Source organism: Desulfosarcina sp., assembly GCF_055467485.1.
This window is the reverse complement of record NZ_JBUOIV010000079.1, coordinates 1-17,486: the sequence shown is the minus strand read 5'-3', so window position 1 is coordinate 17,486 and position 17,486 is coordinate 1. Positions and strand designations below refer to the sequence as shown.

Annotated in this window: 16 protein-coding genes; 5 read left to right on the top strand and 11 right to left on the bottom strand. The window is 56.4% G+C overall.

From position 1 onward, the window contains the following. The 6 genes from ACZCED_RS22810 to ACZCED_RS22785 form a co-directional block, all read right to left on the bottom strand. Positions 1-1,080, bottom strand: coding sequence for a uroporphyrinogen decarboxylase family protein (locus tag ACZCED_RS22810; protein ID WP_464861832.1), 1,080 nt, complete (start codon positions 1,078-1,080; stop codon positions 1-3). Positions 1,081-1,176: 96 nt separating this feature from the next. Next, complete coding sequence (locus ACZCED_RS22805) at positions 1,177-2,559, bottom strand: monomethylamine:corrinoid methyltransferase (RefSeq protein WP_464861831.1); 1,383 nt, start codon at positions 2,557-2,559, stop codon at positions 1,177-1,179. Positions 2,560-2,731: 172 nt separating this feature from the next. Beyond that, a complete protein-coding gene (locus ACZCED_RS22800) occupies positions 2,732-3,361 on the bottom strand; it encodes a cobalamin B12-binding domain-containing protein (protein WP_464861830.1) in 630 nt (209 codons plus the stop codon). A gap of 232 nt (positions 3,362-3,593) precedes the next feature. Next, the gene (locus tag ACZCED_RS22795; protein ID WP_464861829.1) at positions 3,594-5,291 is read right to left on the bottom strand and encodes an FAD-dependent oxidoreductase; all 1,698 of its coding nucleotides are present in this window, start codon (positions 5,289-5,291) and stop codon (positions 3,594-3,596) included. Between the two features lie 14 nt (positions 5,292-5,305). Next, the gene (locus tag ACZCED_RS22790; protein WP_464861828.1) at positions 5,306-5,599 is read right to left on the bottom strand and encodes a 4Fe-4S dicluster domain-containing protein; all 294 of its coding nucleotides are present in this window, start codon (positions 5,597-5,599) and stop codon (positions 5,306-5,308) included. A gap of 268 nt (positions 5,600-5,867) precedes the next feature. Continuing rightward, the gene (locus ACZCED_RS22785; protein ID WP_464861827.1) at positions 5,868-7,046 is read right to left on the bottom strand and encodes a pyridoxal phosphate-dependent aminotransferase; all 1,179 of its coding nucleotides are present in this window, start codon (positions 7,044-7,046) and stop codon (positions 5,868-5,870) included. Between the two features lie 259 nt (positions 7,047-7,305). On the opposite strand from ACZCED_RS22785, the gene ACZCED_RS22780 reads away from it, so the two are divergent. The 5 genes from ACZCED_RS22780 (at position 7,306) to ACZCED_RS22760 (ending at position 12,779) form a co-directional block, all read left to right on the top strand. Beyond that, entirely contained in the window at positions 7,306-7,938 is a 633-nt protein-coding gene (locus ACZCED_RS22780) for a GntR family transcriptional regulator (protein ID WP_464861826.1), read from the top strand. Between the two features lie 227 nt (positions 7,939-8,165). After that, positions 8,166-9,635: a trimethylamine methyltransferase family protein gene (locus ACZCED_RS22775; protein WP_464861825.1), complete on the top strand. Its 1,470-nt coding sequence runs from the start codon at positions 8,166-8,168 to the stop codon at positions 9,633-9,635. 11 nt (positions 9,636-9,646) lie between these two features. Beyond that, complete coding sequence (locus tag ACZCED_RS22770; protein ID WP_464861824.1) at positions 9,647-10,516, top strand: ABC transporter substrate-binding protein; 870 nt, start codon at positions 9,647-9,649, stop codon at positions 10,514-10,516. Between the two features lie 147 nt (positions 10,517-10,663). Continuing rightward, positions 10,664-12,136 (top strand): trimethylamine methyltransferase family protein, encoded by a 1,473-nt coding sequence (locus ACZCED_RS22765; RefSeq protein ID WP_464861823.1) that lies wholly within the window; start codon positions 10,664-10,666, stop codon positions 12,134-12,136. A gap of 271 nt (positions 12,137-12,407) precedes the next feature. After that, complete coding sequence (locus ACZCED_RS22760; RefSeq protein ID WP_464861822.1) at positions 12,408-12,779, top strand: arginase family protein; 372 nt, start codon at positions 12,408-12,410, stop codon at positions 12,777-12,779. Here ACZCED_RS22760 and ACZCED_RS22755 read toward each other — a convergent pair. From ACZCED_RS22755 to ACZCED_RS22735, 5 genes are all read right to left on the bottom strand, one after another. Beyond that, the gene (locus tag ACZCED_RS22755) at positions 12,718-13,989 is read right to left on the bottom strand and encodes a metal-dependent hydrolase family protein (RefSeq protein WP_464861821.1); all 1,272 of its coding nucleotides are present in this window, start codon (positions 13,987-13,989) and stop codon (positions 12,718-12,720) included. The two genes, ACZCED_RS22760 and ACZCED_RS22755, sit on opposite strands and share 62 nt — an antisense overlap. Position 13,990: 1 nt before the next feature. Further along, positions 13,991-14,833: an amino acid ABC transporter permease gene (locus tag ACZCED_RS22750; RefSeq protein ID WP_464861820.1), complete on the bottom strand. Its 843-nt coding sequence runs from the start codon at positions 14,831-14,833 to the stop codon at positions 13,991-13,993. A gap of 335 nt (positions 14,834-15,168) precedes the next feature. Beyond that, positions 15,169-15,990, bottom strand: a complete 822-nt coding sequence (locus tag ACZCED_RS22745) for a transporter substrate-binding domain-containing protein (RefSeq protein WP_464861819.1) — start codon at positions 15,988-15,990, stop codon at positions 15,169-15,171. Positions 15,991-16,258: 268 nt separating this feature from the next. Further along, positions 16,259-17,011 (bottom strand): amino acid ABC transporter ATP-binding protein, encoded by a 753-nt coding sequence (locus ACZCED_RS22740; protein WP_464861818.1) that lies wholly within the window; start codon positions 17,009-17,011, stop codon positions 16,259-16,261. A gap of 22 nt (positions 17,012-17,033) precedes the next feature. Further along, positions 17,034-17,486 (bottom strand): amino acid ABC transporter permease (locus ACZCED_RS22735; protein WP_464861817.1); only part of this gene is annotated, 453 nt, incomplete at its 5' end.

The window sequence follows — 17,486 nt, the reverse complement described above, 5'->3', positions numbered from 1 at the left end:
TTATCCGATTCCGTCTTCCTTAAAATAATCAGCCACCGCTTTTTTCATCATCAAAAGATTTTCGGCCGGAACCCCGGGTGGGATACCGCAACCGGGCATCAGGATGAAGCCGCGTGGCGCCTTGCTGCCCTGGTTCAAAGCCTCCATGCACAGGCGGTAGACTTCATCGGGCTGGCCCATGTGGATAACCGCCGGCTCGATGTTGCCGGCGATGATACAATCCTGGCCGAAAAACGCGACGGCTGTTTCGATGGACACCTCATGGCCGAAGCTGACAACACCCGGGTCTCCCATGGGGATCTGCTGCCACAGGGGCAGATTGCGGTTATGCTCTCCGCAGATGTGGCAATAGATGTGTCGAATACCGGTTCGCAGGATTTCTTCGTGCAGCTCTTGCTGGTAGGGCAGCACAAAGGTTTCAAAGAATTTGGGGGAGAGCATCTGGTTGGAAGCCGTGGGTGCCGCCAGGTAGGTCAACATGTCTTCAGGCGGGAAGGTGCTGGCAAACAAACGCACCACCGCCACACTGTAGTCCGTGGCCATCCGCAGCAGCCGGTGCACCAGATCGGGCTGTTTGATCATCCAGCGCATCAACAACTCGGGTCCGCACAGGCTGCGGGCACCCTCGATGGGTGACGTAATAAAGGGAAAGACCGGCAGATTATTTTTGTGGCAGCGCCGGGCAAAGTCCAGATAAATGGGCAGGGGACCGGCAGCGGCAATATCCTCCGGCATCAACAGCGATTCGACGTCTTCTTCGGAATTCGCCGGGTGGCGCTTCGCGATGGGGGCCATATCGTACTCCCCTTCCGGCCATTTGATTTCTCCGCCAAATGCCCAGGTAACGTCCGAGGCACCGCCCACGGCCATGCGCGGAATGCCGTCTTCGCCGAATTGGGCGATGGCTTCGATCTGGGCGTCAAAGGCCTTTTGAGGATCGTTGTAGGCGGCGGCCGTCGGATAGCCGGCATGTTGAACCGCAAACGAAGGGACGGCGCCCCACATCCAGACCAGGGGGCGGCTGGTTGATTTGCCTGACAGAAGCTCTCTGAACCTGCTGCCGATCTGTGTGTCATCCATTTTACAGCCCTCTATTACCCTCAAGAGTCATTATTTTCACCTCTTTTTACTCGTTAATCCGGTTTCCGTTTAATCACCGGCTCATGCATATTCGTATTAAAATGGAAATTCCACGCCCATGGCGGCAATCTCGTCTTTGACCCTGCGGTACATGTCGTAATGCTCCCGGGTGGGCAGGGCTTTATGAACGTCGTAGCATTCCTGATATTCCTTGCCCTTGCCCGCGGTGGCGGCCTGATCTTCATAGGTGGCCAGCAGCTTCAAGGCGATTGCGTTGGCCTGCTCTCGCGTCATGCCCATGTTGGCCACGGCGTGACCGACCTCTACCCCCAAACGGGCCTCCATGGGGGTGGCGCGGTTGCGGTACTTGTTGCGGGTGGAGGCCATCTCCCACAGATGCCAGCCGCAGACGGTGCTCACCAGGGCATGACAGGCGGTCTCTCTGAAGAGCATTTCGGTCATGGGGCCGGAATTGGCAAACCCATTTGAGGTATACAGCAGTTTGCTGTTGCGTGCCATGGCCTGGCCTGCCATGGCAATGGGCCACAGCAGCTCCCGGGTGGTATTCGAACCGTAGTTGAGATGGAAGGGAAAGTGCTGGTTGAAGATGGCACCATGGATCAAAAGCCCCTTGAGGCTATAGGCCACGAGGGTGACGGCTACGCCTTCGGACCCGCCGCACCAGCCGCCGTAAATGGGACCTGTCAGGTTGCCGGTGTAGCAGCCGTACTGGGCATAGTGCACCGAGCGGTTGAGCAGGGTATCGGCCGTTTTGAATTCGGTCAGCGATCCCACCAGGCGGGCATCGGTGGTACGCACACCCCAGTCGTTGTTGGAGACGGCGATCTGGCCGGCATCATGCTCGGCCGTGCCCACTGCCACAAAAAAAGTGCCGGGACGTCCCACCTGTTTGGCAGCCAGCCGCATGTTGTAGATGTGCTGGATGCAACCGCTAATTTCAGTGGGGCCACCGGATTCGATCAGTTGGCCGACCGCATCTTCCAGGATCGGGGCACAAAACCCGTCCAAAAACGGCTCTTTCAGATAGGCGGCGCACATGGAATGATGCAGATGCTCGTCAACGGTGATATCCGGGCTGAAAATGCAAAACGGCGGCTCGGTGTCCTCGACCTGGCGGTGTTTGAACAGTTTGGCGTCTTTGCCTTCGCCCACCCAGTACTGACCCCTGGCCAGGTACAGAGCTTCTTTGATCTCTTCATCGGTGACCTGGATGATGCGATGCGAATCGGTGTTGTAGACACCGACTTCCCGGAAAAGATCCCAGCCCGCCTGCCAGATACGGTCCGCCATATCGTCGTCGGCCGGCACCGGCGTTGTGGGGTCATATTTAATTTCGTACTGTTTGATCAGCTTTTTCAACGTCGGGGTAAACAGTTTGGGCAAAAAATCATCTTCATCAATGTGGGGACCGGTTTTGGACCGTTCCATCATTTCCCATATGCGATAAGCGGTGGTCATTTTTTCCTCCCTCAGCAATATCAAGGTTTCAGGTTTCAGGTGTCAGGTTTAAGAAAAGGTTTCAGGTGTCAGGTGTCAGGTTTCAGGCTGAACATCTGAGCATCTGAATCGAGGCTGAAACGCAGATCTGCGCCGTTCCTGACACCTGAACACTGAAACCTGAAACCAATCTCTACCCGATTAAAGCCGCCATCTTATCGGCGGCGCAATTGGCGTCTTCACAATAAAGATCAGCCCCGATCCTGTCCGCCCACATCTGGGAGGTGGGGGCGCCGCCGATGATCACCTTGTACTTATCCCGCAGACCCTTATCTTTCAGAAATTCGATGATTTCCTTCTGGCGCGGCATGGTGGTGGTCATCAAAGAAGAAATGCCGATGAAATCGGCTTCCATTTCCTCGGCGGCCTTGATAAAGTCCAGGGAATCCACATCATAGCCCAGATCCCTGACTTCAAAACCGTTGGTCTCCAGCATCAGTTTGACGATATTTTTGCCGATTTCATGCAGGTCCCCTTTGACAACACCGATGACCACCTTGCCTTTGGCCAGAACGCGATCGGTGGTCTTCAACTCGGGCTTGACAATATCCACAACGGCGGTCAGGGCCTCGCCGGCCAGCATGACCTCGGGCAGGAATATATCCAGGTTGGCGAACAGTTGGCCGACCCGCTGCATGGTCTGGGTCAGCCTGTCCAATATTTCCACAGGATCGGTTCTGTCCGCCAGCAGTTGGCGGGCCAGATCCTCGCATTCTTCTTTCTCGCCCTTTTCTACAAGTTGGCTCAATTGGTCCAATGACATGGTTTTCCTCCTTGTATCTACTCCTTTGAGTTCAATTTTTACATATGCAATCCGACTTTCGATGAATTCCGATAACATACCCGTCAGGAAATGCTTTCGCTGCCATCGCGGCTGGAAGCCGCTCCCACAGTACAATAATGAAGGTGTGGGAGCAGTTTCCAGCCGCGATCAGTCGGCCATGACGAGTCGCTGTTCTGTTGATAATACTGCAATCCAAAGTCCGCAATCTCCCTCAGGGTTTATGCTTTTCAAACACCACCCGGTCGCCGTCGAGGCGCTGGCCCAGAAAGCAGAACCAGTTGGCATCGTCGCGTTCGGGATAGTCGAGGCGGGTGAAGATCCGATAACGGCTCTCACGACGCTCGATGGTGCTGCGGAAGATGATTTCACCGCACTCGATCAGGTTGCGCATTTCCAGACAATGGGTCATTTCGTGGGGGTTGGCAGCTGTCAGGCGCATGTTCTGCTTTAAATAGGATAATGAATCGAAACCCCGCCGGGCCATGGTTCCGGAACGATAGGCGATGTTGTAGTCGCTCATGACGTTGTGGATAAAGCTCTGGGCTTCCTGCCAGGGATCGCCATGTTTCCTGGAATTGATCTGGCTGCAAAATGCCATGAGGGCATCGAAATTGCCACCCTGAGGCGTGTGGGTCATCTGACAGGCGAACTCCGCGGCTGATTCGCCGGCTAAATAGCCCATGGTCAGGGCTCCCGGCACCACGCTCTGGGGGATGCCGCCGGCTTCATCCCCGGCGGCGAACAAACCCGGCAGGGAAGTCCGGCATTGGCCGTCCACGATGGGACCGCCGGCTGCGGCCGCCGAATGTTCAGGCTCCAGGGGCCACAGCTCGATCTTATGTTTGCGGAAATCGATGTCGTATTCCCGGTTTAAATGGTGAAAACTGGAGCCCGAGCCCTCGTTGGCGATGGCCCAATGCATATAAGCCTGGTCCTCCTCGCTGCCCCAGGACATATCGGCATAGATGGGTCCGCGTCCGGCTTTCAATTCACCCATGAAGGTCTTGTCGGTGCCGAAGGGCGTGGACGGACCCTGCCACGGTCCCATTTCGTGGTTGCGGGGTCGAATCACTTCGTCGTGACCATTGAGGCCGATGCCGCAGGGCTGGTATGATCCGCCGGGCAGACCGCCGCCGCGCACCAGGTTTTTGGAGGACCAGCGCCCGGGGATGGAAACGAATTCCATGTTAATCAATTCGACCCCGGCCCTGAACATGGCGGCCTTGCCGTCGCCGGTCAGGGCCGGCGGCATGCGCGTATTGAAAACGAGGCCCGAATAGGTTTTATAGAGGCGATTCGGCCGACCGGCCGCCATAATGACGGCTTTGGCCCGAAAGACATGCAAATGTCCGTCCCGGGTGCCGTACCCCACCGCGCCGGCGATCTGGCCGTCATGGACCAGCAGATCGTTGATCATCACCCGACCTGCAACAATGACCCCGCGCTTGCGCACCTGCTCGGTGAGGACGCGCTTGACATCGCGGCCGTCGAAGTGCAGGGTGTTGCGGCAGTTGTGAAGCTGATACTGCAGCCGGAAATTGCCCGGCAGGGTGGAATCATCATAACGCATCTTCATGCCGAAGCGCTCCAGGTCCAGGATACGGTCGTAGGACGTGGCCGCGATGTAGTCAATGATGTCCCTGTTGATCAGGCCTTTGGCCAGGTTTTGGACGTGGTCCTCTACCAGATCATCCAGGCTGACCCCTTCGGCCTTTTGGACCTCGGGAAAATAGGCCCAGATGTGGTCGGTGCCCGTGGCGGTGCAGCCGGAGCGCTCCGGGTTGGACTTGTCCACCAGAATCACACGCTCATTGAGCTCCCCGGCCCGGATAGCGGCCATGCATCCGGCCAGTCCGCCGCCCACCACACAGATATCGCAGGTATGTTCGATGACCTTGAGTTTGGACATTTTGTTCTCCTGTTCTAGGACTCAGTGACCGAGCGTGAAAACGCGGCGGCTTTGCGCAGTTCAGCCGCTTGGCCTGCGCCGGGTTCACCGTAGTTGGCAGGGGAGGGCACGATGCGCATTGGCAGCGGCAGCCGCAAGCGAACGGCCTCAACGGGGCAGTCCAGAACGCACGCCCCGCAATACCAGCATTCTTCAGGATAGTCGACGGTCGGGATCTCATTTTCCTGAAAGCCGAAGATGTCCTGGGGGCAGATATCGTAACAGATGCCGCAACAATGGCAGAGATTTTGATCAATTATAGGTGCCATAATATATTTCCTTTAACGGCAGATTTTTCACCACAGAGACACGGAGAGCACAGAGGCAATTTTTCTTTTCGCCCATCGGGAGACGTCGATGGGCGAAAAACATCCAGCAAAAATGATAATTGTTGCCGTCAGAGTACTAAAATCAATCTGATACTTCAGCGTTGATCCTTTTCGTTTGCCGTCGTCTCCCGGCAAACGAAAAACAATATATCTCCGTGTTCTCTGTGCCTCTGTGGTTAGATTATTTAAAAATTATTAAATTGAAGTGCTATCCTTGCTGATCGTGAATAAACGTTTCCAGCCGCCGGATGCCTTCGGATACTTCTGATTCATTGGCGCATACCGACAGCCGCAGATAGCCCTGCCCCAGCTCCCCGAATTCAGTCCCCGGCAGCGTCACCACCCCCGCTTCCTCGATCAGGCGGATGGCAAACGCCATGGCATCTGCGCCGTAGCGGCTGAAGTTGGGAAACACGTAAAAGCTTCCTCCCGGCGCCACGCAGCTGACGCCGGGAAGTGCGGCAACATGACGATAGAGACGGTCCAGCTGGGCGGCAAAATGACGGCGAATAGGGGCGAGTTCAGCCTCGGTGCAGTTTAGCGCCGCCAGGGCAGCCGCTTGACTGGTTACCGACGGGCACAGCACGACGCAATAATGCAGTTTCTTGATGGCCTGCATCAAGGCCATCGGCCCGGCTACAAAACCGATTCTGAGGCCCATCATGAGATGGGATTTGGAAAATCCGCCGAAGGTGAAGGTCCGCCGGGCCATACCCGGAAGTGATCCAATGCTGAGCGGCTCACCGTTAAAAGTATAGTCCCGGTAGATTTCATCCACCAGTACCAGCAGGTCGTGGGACCGGGCAAAATCGGCCAGGGATTTCAGGGTCTCATGCGACCAGACCACGCCCAGGGGATTGCTGGGGTTGCAAAACACGATGGCGCGGCTTTTAGATGTCACAGCCGCCTCCAGCCGCTCGACGTCGGGCACAAATCCATCGGATTCTTCCAGGGGGACCAGGACGGGTCGGGCCCCGCAAACGATCGTATTCTGATAATAGGTGCCGTAATGGGGACTGGGGATGATCACCTCGTCGCCCGGTTTGAGAATAGACCGCATGACGATATAAAGGCCTTCCTGAACGCCGCAGGTGACGATGATTGCGTCTTCCGCATCGATGGAAAGCGACCAGTCCCGTTCCAGCATGCAGCCGATGCCTTCGCGCAACTCCCTGAATCCATAATAGTCGGTGTACCGGGCATACCCTTCGGCCACGTGATGCTGCATGGCTTCGCGAACCGATGCGGGCATGATCATATCGGGATTGCCCGACGCCAGATTGGCCAGATCATTCCGGCCCAGCATCGCTTTCCAGATGGCCTCCCGCTGGCTCATGGGGATGGCAGCCACATCCGGATTGATGATGGAAGCATCTGCCTGGGGCATTTTTTGTTCCCCCGTAAATAATTTCGCCACCAAGACATTGAGACCCAAAGATAATAAATAGAAGACAGATACCTTTGTGTTTGCATGTCTGCGTGGCCTTTTTGTCGAATTTGACCTGGCTTGATTTTTAAAATATTTATAATATTTTTGTCAAGCCATTAATGATATTTTTTATTGACATCCAGGATGAGTCAGCTATCATAGACACCATCGGTAAAACAGGTGCCGTGTCAGGGCGCCATGTTCGGGGAAATGGACGATGAACAAAGAAGAGGCCTATGAAGAATTGCGGGTGCAAATCGTGACCAACGGCGTCGCTCCCGGTGAAATTCTGAATGAAAAAGATTTGATGGCTCAGCTGGCCATCGGCCGCTCGCCGCTGCGGGAAATCCTTTTCCGTCTCCAGGAGGAAAACCTGATCAAGCCGCTGCCCCGCCTGGGTTACATGGTGACCACCCTGGATATTTTCGAAGTGCGCGACCTGGTGGAGTTGCGACGGGAATTGGAGGGCTATGCCGGGTTCCTCGCAGCCCAGCGGATCACCCCCGAGCAATTGGAAGAGCTGCGCACCATTATCCGCGAGGCTGAAACCGAAACCGCCCCTGCCCACGATGTTGCCAACATCACGGAATATTTCGACACCCGGTTCCACAGCCTGCTCTACCAGGCGGCCGGCAATCAGAAGCTGACCAAAATCCTCCAGGACCTGCATATCGTCATGCTCAGGCTCTGGTTTCATGTAGGCCTGGACGCCATCGGATTTGCCCATCAGGCCCAAAACCTTTACGCGGTGCTAAAGGCCCTGGAGCAAAAAGACGCCCAAAAAGCCCGGGCCGCCATGGAGGACCACGTCGATCAATATGCGGCGCAGGTGAAGGAAAAGTTTCTTTAGAGAAGATTTAACGCTGAAATCGTTCTGGGCGATCACCGCCGGGCTCGGCCGACCATACTTAATTAAAAATCAAACCGCAGAATATCGAATATCTCCGCCGGAGGCGGACAGAATTTCGAAGGAAGGAATCGCTACGCTCCGGCCTTTTTAAATAGACAGACTTCATTCCTTCGACATTCTCTTTTTTACTTATTTAGGGTAGAGTATATGCCCAGGGAAGCATGCCCATGACAGTTGAAACCAAATTCACGTGTCTTCCTTCCTATCACTTTCTGACCACCGAGCAGATCCAATCAATCCACACTGCCACCCTTGAACTACTGGAAACCGAGGGAGTCGATGTCCTCCATGACGAAGCCCGGCAGATGCTGGCTGATGCCGGCTGTGAGCTCAAGGGGACGCATCGGGTCCTGATCCCCGGCAGGCTGGTGGAATCCGCCATCGAAAGTGCGCCTGCTTCGATTGTCATCTACAACCGTTTGGGGGAGACCGCCCTGCATCTCCAAGACTGGCAGATCCATTTCGGCCTGGGCACCGATCTGGCCCATACCTATGACCTGGAAACCGGCCAACTCAGAAAATCAGAATTGAAAGATGTTCGAACAGCGGCACGCCTGGCAGATGCCCTGCCCGAAATTGATTTCATTGCCTCATATGCCCTGGCAAACGACTCGCCACCCAACCTTCTCTACCTGGATTCCTTCAAATCCCAGCTCGAGCATTCGACCAAACCCATTTTTTTTACCGCTGCGGGATTGGAAGATATCCAATTGATCGCGGAAATGGCCGCTGCGGTTGCCGGCGGCAGGGAACATCTGCGCCGTAAGCCTTTTCTAATCCACTATTCCGAGCCGCTAAGCCCGTTGATTCACAGCTACGGCGCCGTCAACAAGCTGCTGTTTTGTGCCGATCGGCACATTCCCGTTACCTACGCTCCGGGTATGATGTCGGGCGCATCGGCGCCCATCACCCTGGCGGGTGCCCTGGCGATGGGCAATGCTGAGGCCTTGAGCGGCATCGTCATGCACCAGCTTCGATCCAAAGGGGCCCCCATCATCTCGGGCATCGGCATGGCCGTGATGGACATGGTTCGAGCCACCTGCATATACGGCTGCCCTGAATATCGACTGATCCTATCAGCCTGTGCCGATTTGTATCGCCACTACGGTGTTCCCATGTGGGGAACCGCCGGTGTTACGGATGCCAACTGCCTGGATGTGCAGGCCGGAATGGAGTGGGGTGACTCCATTTTGCTGAATGCCATGTCCGGTGCCAATCTGATCCACGATGTCGGCTACATGGGGCAGGGATTGATCGGCCATCCCGCCGCCCTGGTAATTTGTGACGAGATAATCAGCTATACGAAACGGTTCATGCGCGGGTTCAGACTGGACGAGGAGCATCTGGGGCTGGATACCATTCACCAGGTCGGTCCCGGGGGCAATTTCCTGTCCGCCCGGCAGACCGTCCGGATGCTCAGGTCTGAACACTGGTATCCGGATCTGTGTAATCGGGATTCGGTTGGCCCGTGGCAGCATAAAGGGAGCCGGAATATGGCCGACCGCGCGGTGGAAAAGGCCCGGGATATTTTACGCCGCCGCGAACCGGCAGCATTGCCCGAAAGCGTGCAGAAAGAACTGGTCCGGATCCGCAGTTACGCGGAAAGCCATCTAAAAGACATTAAGTTTCAAGCCTGATGAGGACAGTTATGCAAAAAGTTGTCTGGGGAGCCCCCTCTTTCTGGATCGAGCGGTTTCCTTTGTACTGGGGAATCGATCAGGGCTTTTTTACCGAACAGGAGATCGATCTCGAGATCTGGTATTCCTATGGGGGGCCGGAATTGGCGCAGGCGGTCAGCGATGGCCGCATTCACATCGGCGAAATGGGACTGCCGCCCTTTGTGGCCGCATATCAGCAGGGTCTCAAAGCCAAAATTATCGGCAGCAGCGTTATCCAGCAATTGGACCACTATCTGGCCGCCCGACCTGATATTGCCACCACCGCCGATCTGGCCGGCAGCCGCATCGGTATTTTGTCCATGGGCAGCTGTGACAGTTATTTTATCCGTAAAATGCTCAATCTCCACGATATTGATCCCGACGACGATGTAAAATTAACGCCCCTGGGTGAAGAATACGGAAAGCTGGATCTGTTTGGCGAGGGGCGCATCGATGCCGCCTTTGTGCCGGAACCCCAGCTGTCGCATGGTGAACACAGGGGTATGTTGCGGGTCATCGATCGGGTGGGGAATCACTACCCCCATTACCAGTGGGGCATTATCCTGGCCAGCGACGCCTGGCTGGCGCACGCAAGGGATCTCCTCGGGCGGCTGATGCAAGCCTTCCGCCAATCCTGCCGGTCGATTATGGATCGGCCCGGCCAGACCATCGAGCTGGGCAGCCGGGTGTTCGGGGTGAGCCCGGAGGTTTTTGAGCGGGCCCTGCAGCGGGATCTACCGCGCTGGGAAATCGATGCGCGCCTGGATATGGACGGCCTGCAAAGTGCCCTGGAGGTCCAGCAGGAAATGGGCCTGGTTGCGGCGAATGTTTCCCTGGATGAGATGGTGCTGCAGCTATAAGGTTTCAGGTTTCAGGTGTCAGGTGTCAGGTGTCAGGATTGACAGCTCTGAATTTCTGCTTGTCAGATCCTGAACGCTGACACCTGACACCTGAAACCTGAAACCAAGAAATGTTGAGTTTTAAGAAATGTGTTAAGGATCTTTGCAATGACAGCAGCAAAGAATGACTTTTATTTGTGGCAGCGCCCTTCCTTCAGCCTGCTTTCCCGGGAGCAGCTGGATCACATCTACGAAGCGGCCCTGGAGGTGCTGGCGCGGGTGGGCGGTGAATTTCACGATCCGGCAGCGGTGGCCCTGCTGGCCGATGCCGGCGCCAGGGTGGAAGATGATATACGGGTGCGGATCCCCGCTACCCTGGTGACCGATGCCCTGCAGCAAGCTCCCCGTCAAATCTTCGTCCACGATCGCAACGGCCGGCCCCGACTGGCCCTCCAGGACCGCAACACTTATTTTGGTCCCGGCTCCGATACGCCTTACACCCTTGATCCCATCAGCGGAGAGCGACGGCCGGCCCTGCTGGACGATGTGGCCCGGGCCGCCCGGGTGGTGGACGCCTTGCCGGAGCTCGATTTCGGTATGAGCTTCGGATTGGCCAGCGACGTGCCGGAACAGGTAGCGGATCTTTTTCATTTCTCTGCCATGGTCCGCAACACTGCCAAACCCCTTGTTGTGACGGCCTGGGATCTGGATGGCCTGATCAACATTCACCGGATGATGGAAATGGTGGCCGGGGACAGGGCGACCCTGCGCGAACGGCCTTTTGTGGCGGTGTTTCTAATGGCGATCAGCCCTCTGCGATTTCCCGCGGAATCCCTTCAAAAGCTGAGTTATTGCGCCCAAAACGGCATTCCCTGCATCTGGACATCGGGCTGTCCCAGCGCCGGCGCCACGGCCCCGATTTTTCCGGCCGGCTCCCTGGTGGTGGCGTTGGCTGAATTTCTGGCCGGACTGGTGGTGGCCCAGCTGGCCGGTCCTGGTGCACCCGTAATTGTGGGGTCCGCCTTCGGTGTGCTGGATATGGCCAGGGGGTTGAGACCCTATGCCGCCCCCGAACAGGATTTCGGCCATCTGGCCCAGGCCGAGGTGGCTCGCTACCTTCGACTGCCCTCATGGGGCAATGGCGGCTGCAGCGATTCGAACATCCTCGACGAGCAGGCGACCCTTGAAGCCGGGCGCAAACTCATGCTGTCGGCCCTGGCCGGAAACAATCTTATTCACGACCTGGGCTATTTGGACTGCGGGATGACATCCTCGCTGGAGCTGTTGACCATCTGCAACGAGATGGTCAGCCAGATTCGGCGGTTTTTGCAGGGAATTCCGGTAACGCCCGCAACGCTGGCAGTGGATACGATCACCGCCATCGGTCCGGGCAGCCAATACCTGGATCATCCCCAGACCAGGGACCATTTTCAGCATCAAATCTGGATTCCTGAGTTGATCAGCCGCAAGGGCTACGATGCCTGGCAGGCGGAAGGGGGAACGACCCTGCGGCAGCGGGCCCGGGCGAAAGTGCTGGAGATAATCGATACTCACGAACCCGAGCCGCTGGATCCTGACGTTTTGCGGGAGATGGATGCCCTGCTGGAGGTGGCGGGGGGACGCGCGACCTCCCTTGATTGAAAAGCAAACCGCAGAATATCGAATATCGAACCGCAGAATTTCGAAGGAAGGCTTCGCTTTGCTCAATCTTTATTATAAAAGATAGAATACATTCCTTCGATATTCGACATTCATTATTCATTATTCGATATTTGCGGTTTTCAAGTCGGAACCACGCAAGGTTGGTATGGTGGCCGACCCTACTATTCTAACAATCATAAATACTCAGTTGCGATACAGAAACTGACACCTGGCACCTGACACCTGAAACCTAAAATATCAGGAGTATCCCATGCCGCATTCCATGACTTTGCCAACCACCTTCGCCGGATTTCCGGCCTACGACCCCGCCGAATCCGTCGATGCCCGGATCGCCGTCGTCGGTGTGCCCTATCTGTCCCCCTACCCGGTGGCAAAAGCATATGACTCCCTGAATGCCCCGGCCGCCGTTCGACAGGCCTCTTTGACCTACCAATTGCTGAATTTGATGCGGGGACTTTCCGGCAAAGGCTCCCTGGTGGGGTTGGATTTTGTGGAGGTTGTTCCCGAGAGGGATCTTGCGAATCTCACTTCTCTTTTTGCCGCCCGACAGATATTAAATTTTATGGGTGTTGCCGCCCACGGCGGTCAATTTTCTCAAAGACGATCCGTCCCGCCCGCATAACCAGCCGCACCCGGGACGGGGCTGAAATATCCTCGATCGGATCCCCGTCAACCACCATCAGGTCGGCCTGTTTGCCCAAACCGATCGAGCCGATGTGGTCTTCCAACCGCAGCACCCGGGCGGCGGTTGCCGTTGCGGCGGTGATGGCCTGCAGGGCGGTCATGCCGCCCGCCATCATCGCCTCCAATTCCTGCCACAGGCGGCCAAACCCGGTGTATGGCAGACCGGCGTCATTGCCGGCCAGCAGGTCTACGCCGGCATCCAAAAATCCCCTCACCGCCTGCAGCTTGGATTCGATGACCCCCGGCAGGCGGTTCAAGCGTTGTCGTTCGTCCCCGTTTAGATCGCCAGCGGTGGCTTTCATTTGCAGATGGGCCCGGGCATCCCGGTACAGCTGAATGGTGGGCGTGACCACGATGCCGTCCCGCCCCATGCGCCCGGCCAGTTTGGGGTCGAAACGCAGCGTGCCATCCGGCAGTTCAAAACAGGCATGTTCGATTTGATCCACTCCGGCCTCGATTGCATTGACGATGCCCGGAACACCGCGGCAATGAACCGTCACGGGGACATCCAGCCGGTGGGCTTCTTCCACCGCCGCGGCAAGCTCCCGCCGGCTGTAGGATGCCTGAGCAGGTCGTGAGCCGGGTGTGCCGCCGCCGGTTCCGATCAGCTTGATAAAATCGGCGCCGCCGGCAACTCGCTGCTTTACCGCCCGGGCAATTTCAGCCGGGCCGTCGGCGACGCCTCCCAGAAAGTGGGCATGACCGCCGGTGGCTGTTAGGGGTGGGCCGCACAGGGAGAATCGGGGGCCGTCCAGGATGCCCTCCTCGACTGCCCGGCGCAGGGCAAAGAGCACCCCGTTCTGATCCCCGCAATCCCGCACGGTCGTGACACCGCTGACCAGCTCCCGGCGCATGTTGCGGACCGCCGTGAGAAGGGCCATCTCATCGGATTGTACCTTGTGAAACGGGTGCCCCCCGGATGGCATGCACAAATGGGCGTGGCTGTTGATCAGGCCAGGCAGAAGGGTTTGCCGGGGGAAGGACAGAACCGTTGCCGCCGCCGGCAATGGCGGCCGATCATGCCGGGGGCCCCAGGATTGAATTTTATCACGGCATACCAGCACATAGCCGTCGGGTATCACCCGCCCTTGATCCACATCCAGAACGGCTGCGGCTTCAAGGACGGTAGGCATGGCGGGCTTGTTCATATCAGGCTTCGCTGCGCGCCAAGCGCCGTTCCAGCCACTGGACGCCGAAGGAGAGCGCCATGCACATGACCAGATAGATGACGGTGACGGTGAGCCATACCTCGATGGTCACATAGGTGGCGGCCATGACCTGCATGGCCTGAAAGGTGAGCTCCTGGATCGAAATCACCGACACGATGGCCGAATATTTGAGGGTGTTGATAAACTCGTTGGCCAGAGGCGGCAGCACGCGCTTAAGGGCCTGGGGCATGATGATATCGGTCATCTGCTGTCGCCAGGAAAGCCCCAGGGCATAGGATGCCTCCCACTGGCCTCTGTCGATCGACTGAATGCCGGCGCGCACGATCTCCGTGATGTAGGCACCCTGGAAAACCGCGATGGTGAACATGCCGGACAGAAAGGCCGTAAACAGATCGGGGGAGGCGCCTAAAAAAGCAAGGATCTTCTGGGTCTGAGGGCCGCGAGAACGGATGAACTCATCCACCCCCAACAGGGGCATGATCTGATCGCTGACGAAAAAATAAAAAATAAATATCAGCACCAGGGGGGGGACGTTGCGAATAAGCTCCACATAGCTGCGTCCCACCAGGCGGTTGAACAGTCGGGGGGTGGTGCGCAGAATGCCGGCGATGAAACCGAAAACGGTGGCCAGCAGCGTGGACCAAACGGTTAACCGGATGGTGGTGAACAACCCCTGCATCAAGACGTTGGCCTTCCAGCGGCCTTCGGTTTCATCGAAAAAAAACAGGTATTGGGGAATGATCGACCAGTTCCACTTATAGTTGAGCTTCATGGTCAACCGGTAGACGATGTAGCCCGCCAACAGCAGGATCAGGGCGGTCACTACAACGTCCAATTTGGTTATGCGGATTTTGCGCTTGTACACAATCAATCCCTTTTGTACGTTCACAGGTTCATGGGTTGAGAGGTTCAGGGTTTGATGAATTCGTAAAAAGCCGAACTTATCATATGTTTGGTGTTTCGTATGTCGTGTTTGGCATCATATATTATCTGCCAAATAAAGTTGTTGAATGACCAAACACCAAGTACTAAACACTCTCGTAAAAAGATCTCATTTCTGACTGTTTAAGGGAGTGTTCAGGTGTTTACCCTGAGCCCTTAACCCTGAACCAGTGAACGACAACGGGTTCCGATTACGGATTGGAAACCGTTGGGTAATTATTCAACCAGGTGAGCCCAATCACGGGTTCCGAACCAGTATTGATGCTTTTCCTGAAGCCAGCCTGTGTCACGCTTGACCTGAATCCAGCCGTTAAAAAACGTCAGGGTGTCGAAATCGCCCTTGCGTACCGCAAACGCAATGGGCTCTTTGGTGAAATTTTCTTTCATGGGCAGAAAGAGGGTGTCCGGGTAGTTGGCGGCTTCAAAGGCCGGCCGCGGGGCCGAACCGACCACGGCGTGCACATTGCCGTTGCGCAGCTCCTGGTAGGCCTGGGCCTGGTCCTCGAACAGCCGCAGTTTGGCCTTGGGCATGAATTTCTTGGCCGCCATCACAGCGGTGGTCCCCATCTTGATCGCCAGTTCGACCTCCGGTTTGTTGAAATCCTCCAGCGAGCTGAAGCCGGCTGCCTTGGCCTTGCTGGCCACCATGGACATGCCCGAATAGTCATAGGGGATGGTGAAGTTGACTTTCAAGGCCCGTTGGGTCCGAATTCCCATGCCGCCGATCAACACGTCGAACTTGCCGGTCAGCAGCGCCGGGATGATGCCCGCCCATTTGGTGGGCACGAATTCGACTTTGACGCCCATGTCTTCGGCCAGCTGGGTGGCGACATCGATTTCAAACCCCACAAATTTGCCGGTCTTGTCTTTCATGGCCCAGGGAACGAACGTATCCATGCCCACGCGCATCACGCCGCGCTTCATGATTTGCTCCAGGGTGCTTTCCTGGGTCAGCTGGGTTTGCAGCTTTCCGGCCGAGGCACTTGCAACCAGACCCAGTACCACGACGACTACCGTTAATACCGTCAGTTTACGCATAATGTTTTCCTCCTTTGGTTTAATGTTGTGAGTGGCCAATAATTTACTGCCTTCACAGAGGTTACGGCAGGTTATCTGCCAGGAATTCCCCAAGTCGTCTATCCATTTCCAATTCCGGATAGTCCGGTGTTGAAAAAGAAATCAAACCACGAAGAACACGAAGGGCACAAAGATAAAAAATGTGTAACTTTGGTCTTTCTTCGTGTGCTTCGTGCCCTTCGTGGTGAGGCAACTCAATCAAAAATTGCCAATGAACAACTTTTAGGATCTAAAGTATCTGGCTTAAGAAAAGCTTGGTGCGCGCTTCCACCGGGGCCGTAAAGAAATGTTCGGCCGTGCCGACCTCCACGATTTTGCCGTCTTCCATGAAGATGACCCGGTCGCTGACTTCACGGGCAAATCCCATTTCATGGGTGACGCAAATCATGGTCATCCCCTCCCGGGCCAGATCCTTCATAACGTCCAGCACCTCGCCGATCATTTCCGGATCCAGGGCGCTGGTGGCCTCGTCGAACAGCATCACTTTGGGCATCATGGCCAGTGCCCGGGCGATGGCTACCCGCTGCTGCTGTCCGCCGGAGAGCTGGTTGGGATAGTTGTCGGCCTTGTCGGTAATCCCCACTTTTTTGAGCAAATCCATGGACATGGCGGTGGCCGCCTCCCTGGACTTTTTGCGTACCCGCCGCTGGGCCAGATTGACATTTTCCAGCACGGTCATGTGGGGAAACAGGTTGAACAGCTGAAAGACCATGCCAACCTCTTTGCGGATTTCCAGCCGGTTTTTCTTGTTGTCGTCCAGGGGAATCCCGTCGATCACAATTGTGCCGCTGTCGATTTCCTCCAGTCCGTTGAGACAGCGCAGAAAGGTTGACTTGCCCGAGCCCGACGGACCGATCACCACCACCACTTCACCGCGTTTGATCCGGGTCGTAAAATCGACCACGGCTTTGACACCGTTGGGGAAGGTCTTGCTGATATTTTCCACGACAATGATAAAGCCGTCTTTATCCTTGCTCGACATGCGGTATCTCCATGGCACCGGTTCAGGTGACCACCTTGAAACGGTGCTCCATCCAATGGACAACGAAAGACAGGGTTACGGTGACCGCCAGATACATGCCTGCCACGGTGAACCATAGCTCAAATGTCAGAAAGGTCTCCGCAATCACGGCCTGGGCCTGCATGGTCAAATCGTAAATGGCGATGGTGCTGACCAGGGCTGAGTCCTTGATCAGGGAAATGGCCTGGCTCGTAAGCGGCGGCAAAATACGTCGAATGGCCTGGGGCAGGACCACACAATAATAGGTGTCGAAGTTGCTCAACCCGAGGCTGTAGGCCGCCTCCCACTGTCCGCGCCCGATCGAGACAATGCCGGCTCGAAAGATTTCCGAAGCATACGCGCCTTCGAACAGGCTCAGGGCGAGAACGGCCGAGGTCATGCGGCTGATGCCCAGCACCGGTCCCAGGACAAAATAGATGAAAAACAATTGAATCAG

Excerpts from the sequence above, each read along its gene's own strand:
- ACZCED_RS22770 (WP_464861824.1), top strand. The coding sequence starts at position 9,647 with ATGCAAAAAGTTGTCTGGGGAGCCCCCTCTTTCTGGATCGAGCGGTTT.
- ACZCED_RS22785 (WP_464861827.1), bottom strand. The coding sequence starts at position 7,046 with ATGCCCCAGGCAGATGCTTCCATCATCAATCCGGATGTGGCTGCCATC.
- ACZCED_RS22760 (WP_464861822.1), top strand. The coding sequence starts at position 12,408 with ATGCCGCATTCCATGACTTTGCCAACCACCTTCGCCGGATTTCCGGCC.
- ACZCED_RS22805 (WP_464861831.1), bottom strand. The coding sequence starts at position 2,559 with ATGACCACCGCTTATCGCATATGGGAAATGATGGAACGGTCCAAAACC.
- ACZCED_RS22780 (WP_464861826.1), top strand. The coding sequence starts at position 7,306 with ATGAACAAAGAAGAGGCCTATGAAGAATTGCGGGTGCAAATCGTGACC.
- ACZCED_RS22800 (WP_464861830.1), bottom strand. The coding sequence starts at position 3,361 with ATGTCATTGGACCAATTGAGCCAACTTGTAGAAAAGGGCGAGAAAGAA.
- ACZCED_RS22795 (WP_464861829.1), bottom strand. The coding sequence starts at position 5,291 with ATGTCCAAACTCAAGGTCATCGAACATACCTGCGATATCTGTGTGGTG.
- ACZCED_RS22740 (WP_464861818.1), bottom strand. The coding sequence starts at position 17,011 with ATGTCGAGCAAGGATAAAGACGGCTTTATCATTGTCGTGGAAAATATC.
- ACZCED_RS22775 (WP_464861825.1), top strand. The coding sequence starts at position 8,166 with ATGACAGTTGAAACCAAATTCACGTGTCTTCCTTCCTATCACTTTCTG.
- ACZCED_RS22745 (WP_464861819.1), bottom strand. The coding sequence starts at position 15,990 with ATGCGTAAACTGACGGTATTAACGGTAGTCGTCGTGGTACTGGGTCTG.
- ACZCED_RS22810 (WP_464861832.1), bottom strand. The coding sequence starts at position 1,080 with ATGGATGACACACAGATCGGCAGCAGGTTCAGAGAGCTTCTGTCAGGC.
- ACZCED_RS22790 (WP_464861828.1), bottom strand. The coding sequence starts at position 5,599 with ATGGCACCTATAATTGATCAAAATCTCTGCCATTGTTGCGGCATCTGT.
- ACZCED_RS22765 (WP_464861823.1), top strand. The coding sequence starts at position 10,664 with ATGACAGCAGCAAAGAATGACTTTTATTTGTGGCAGCGCCCTTCCTTC.
- ACZCED_RS22755 (WP_464861821.1), bottom strand. The coding sequence starts at position 13,989 with ATGAACAAGCCCGCCATGCCTACCGTCCTTGAAGCCGCAGCCGTTCTG.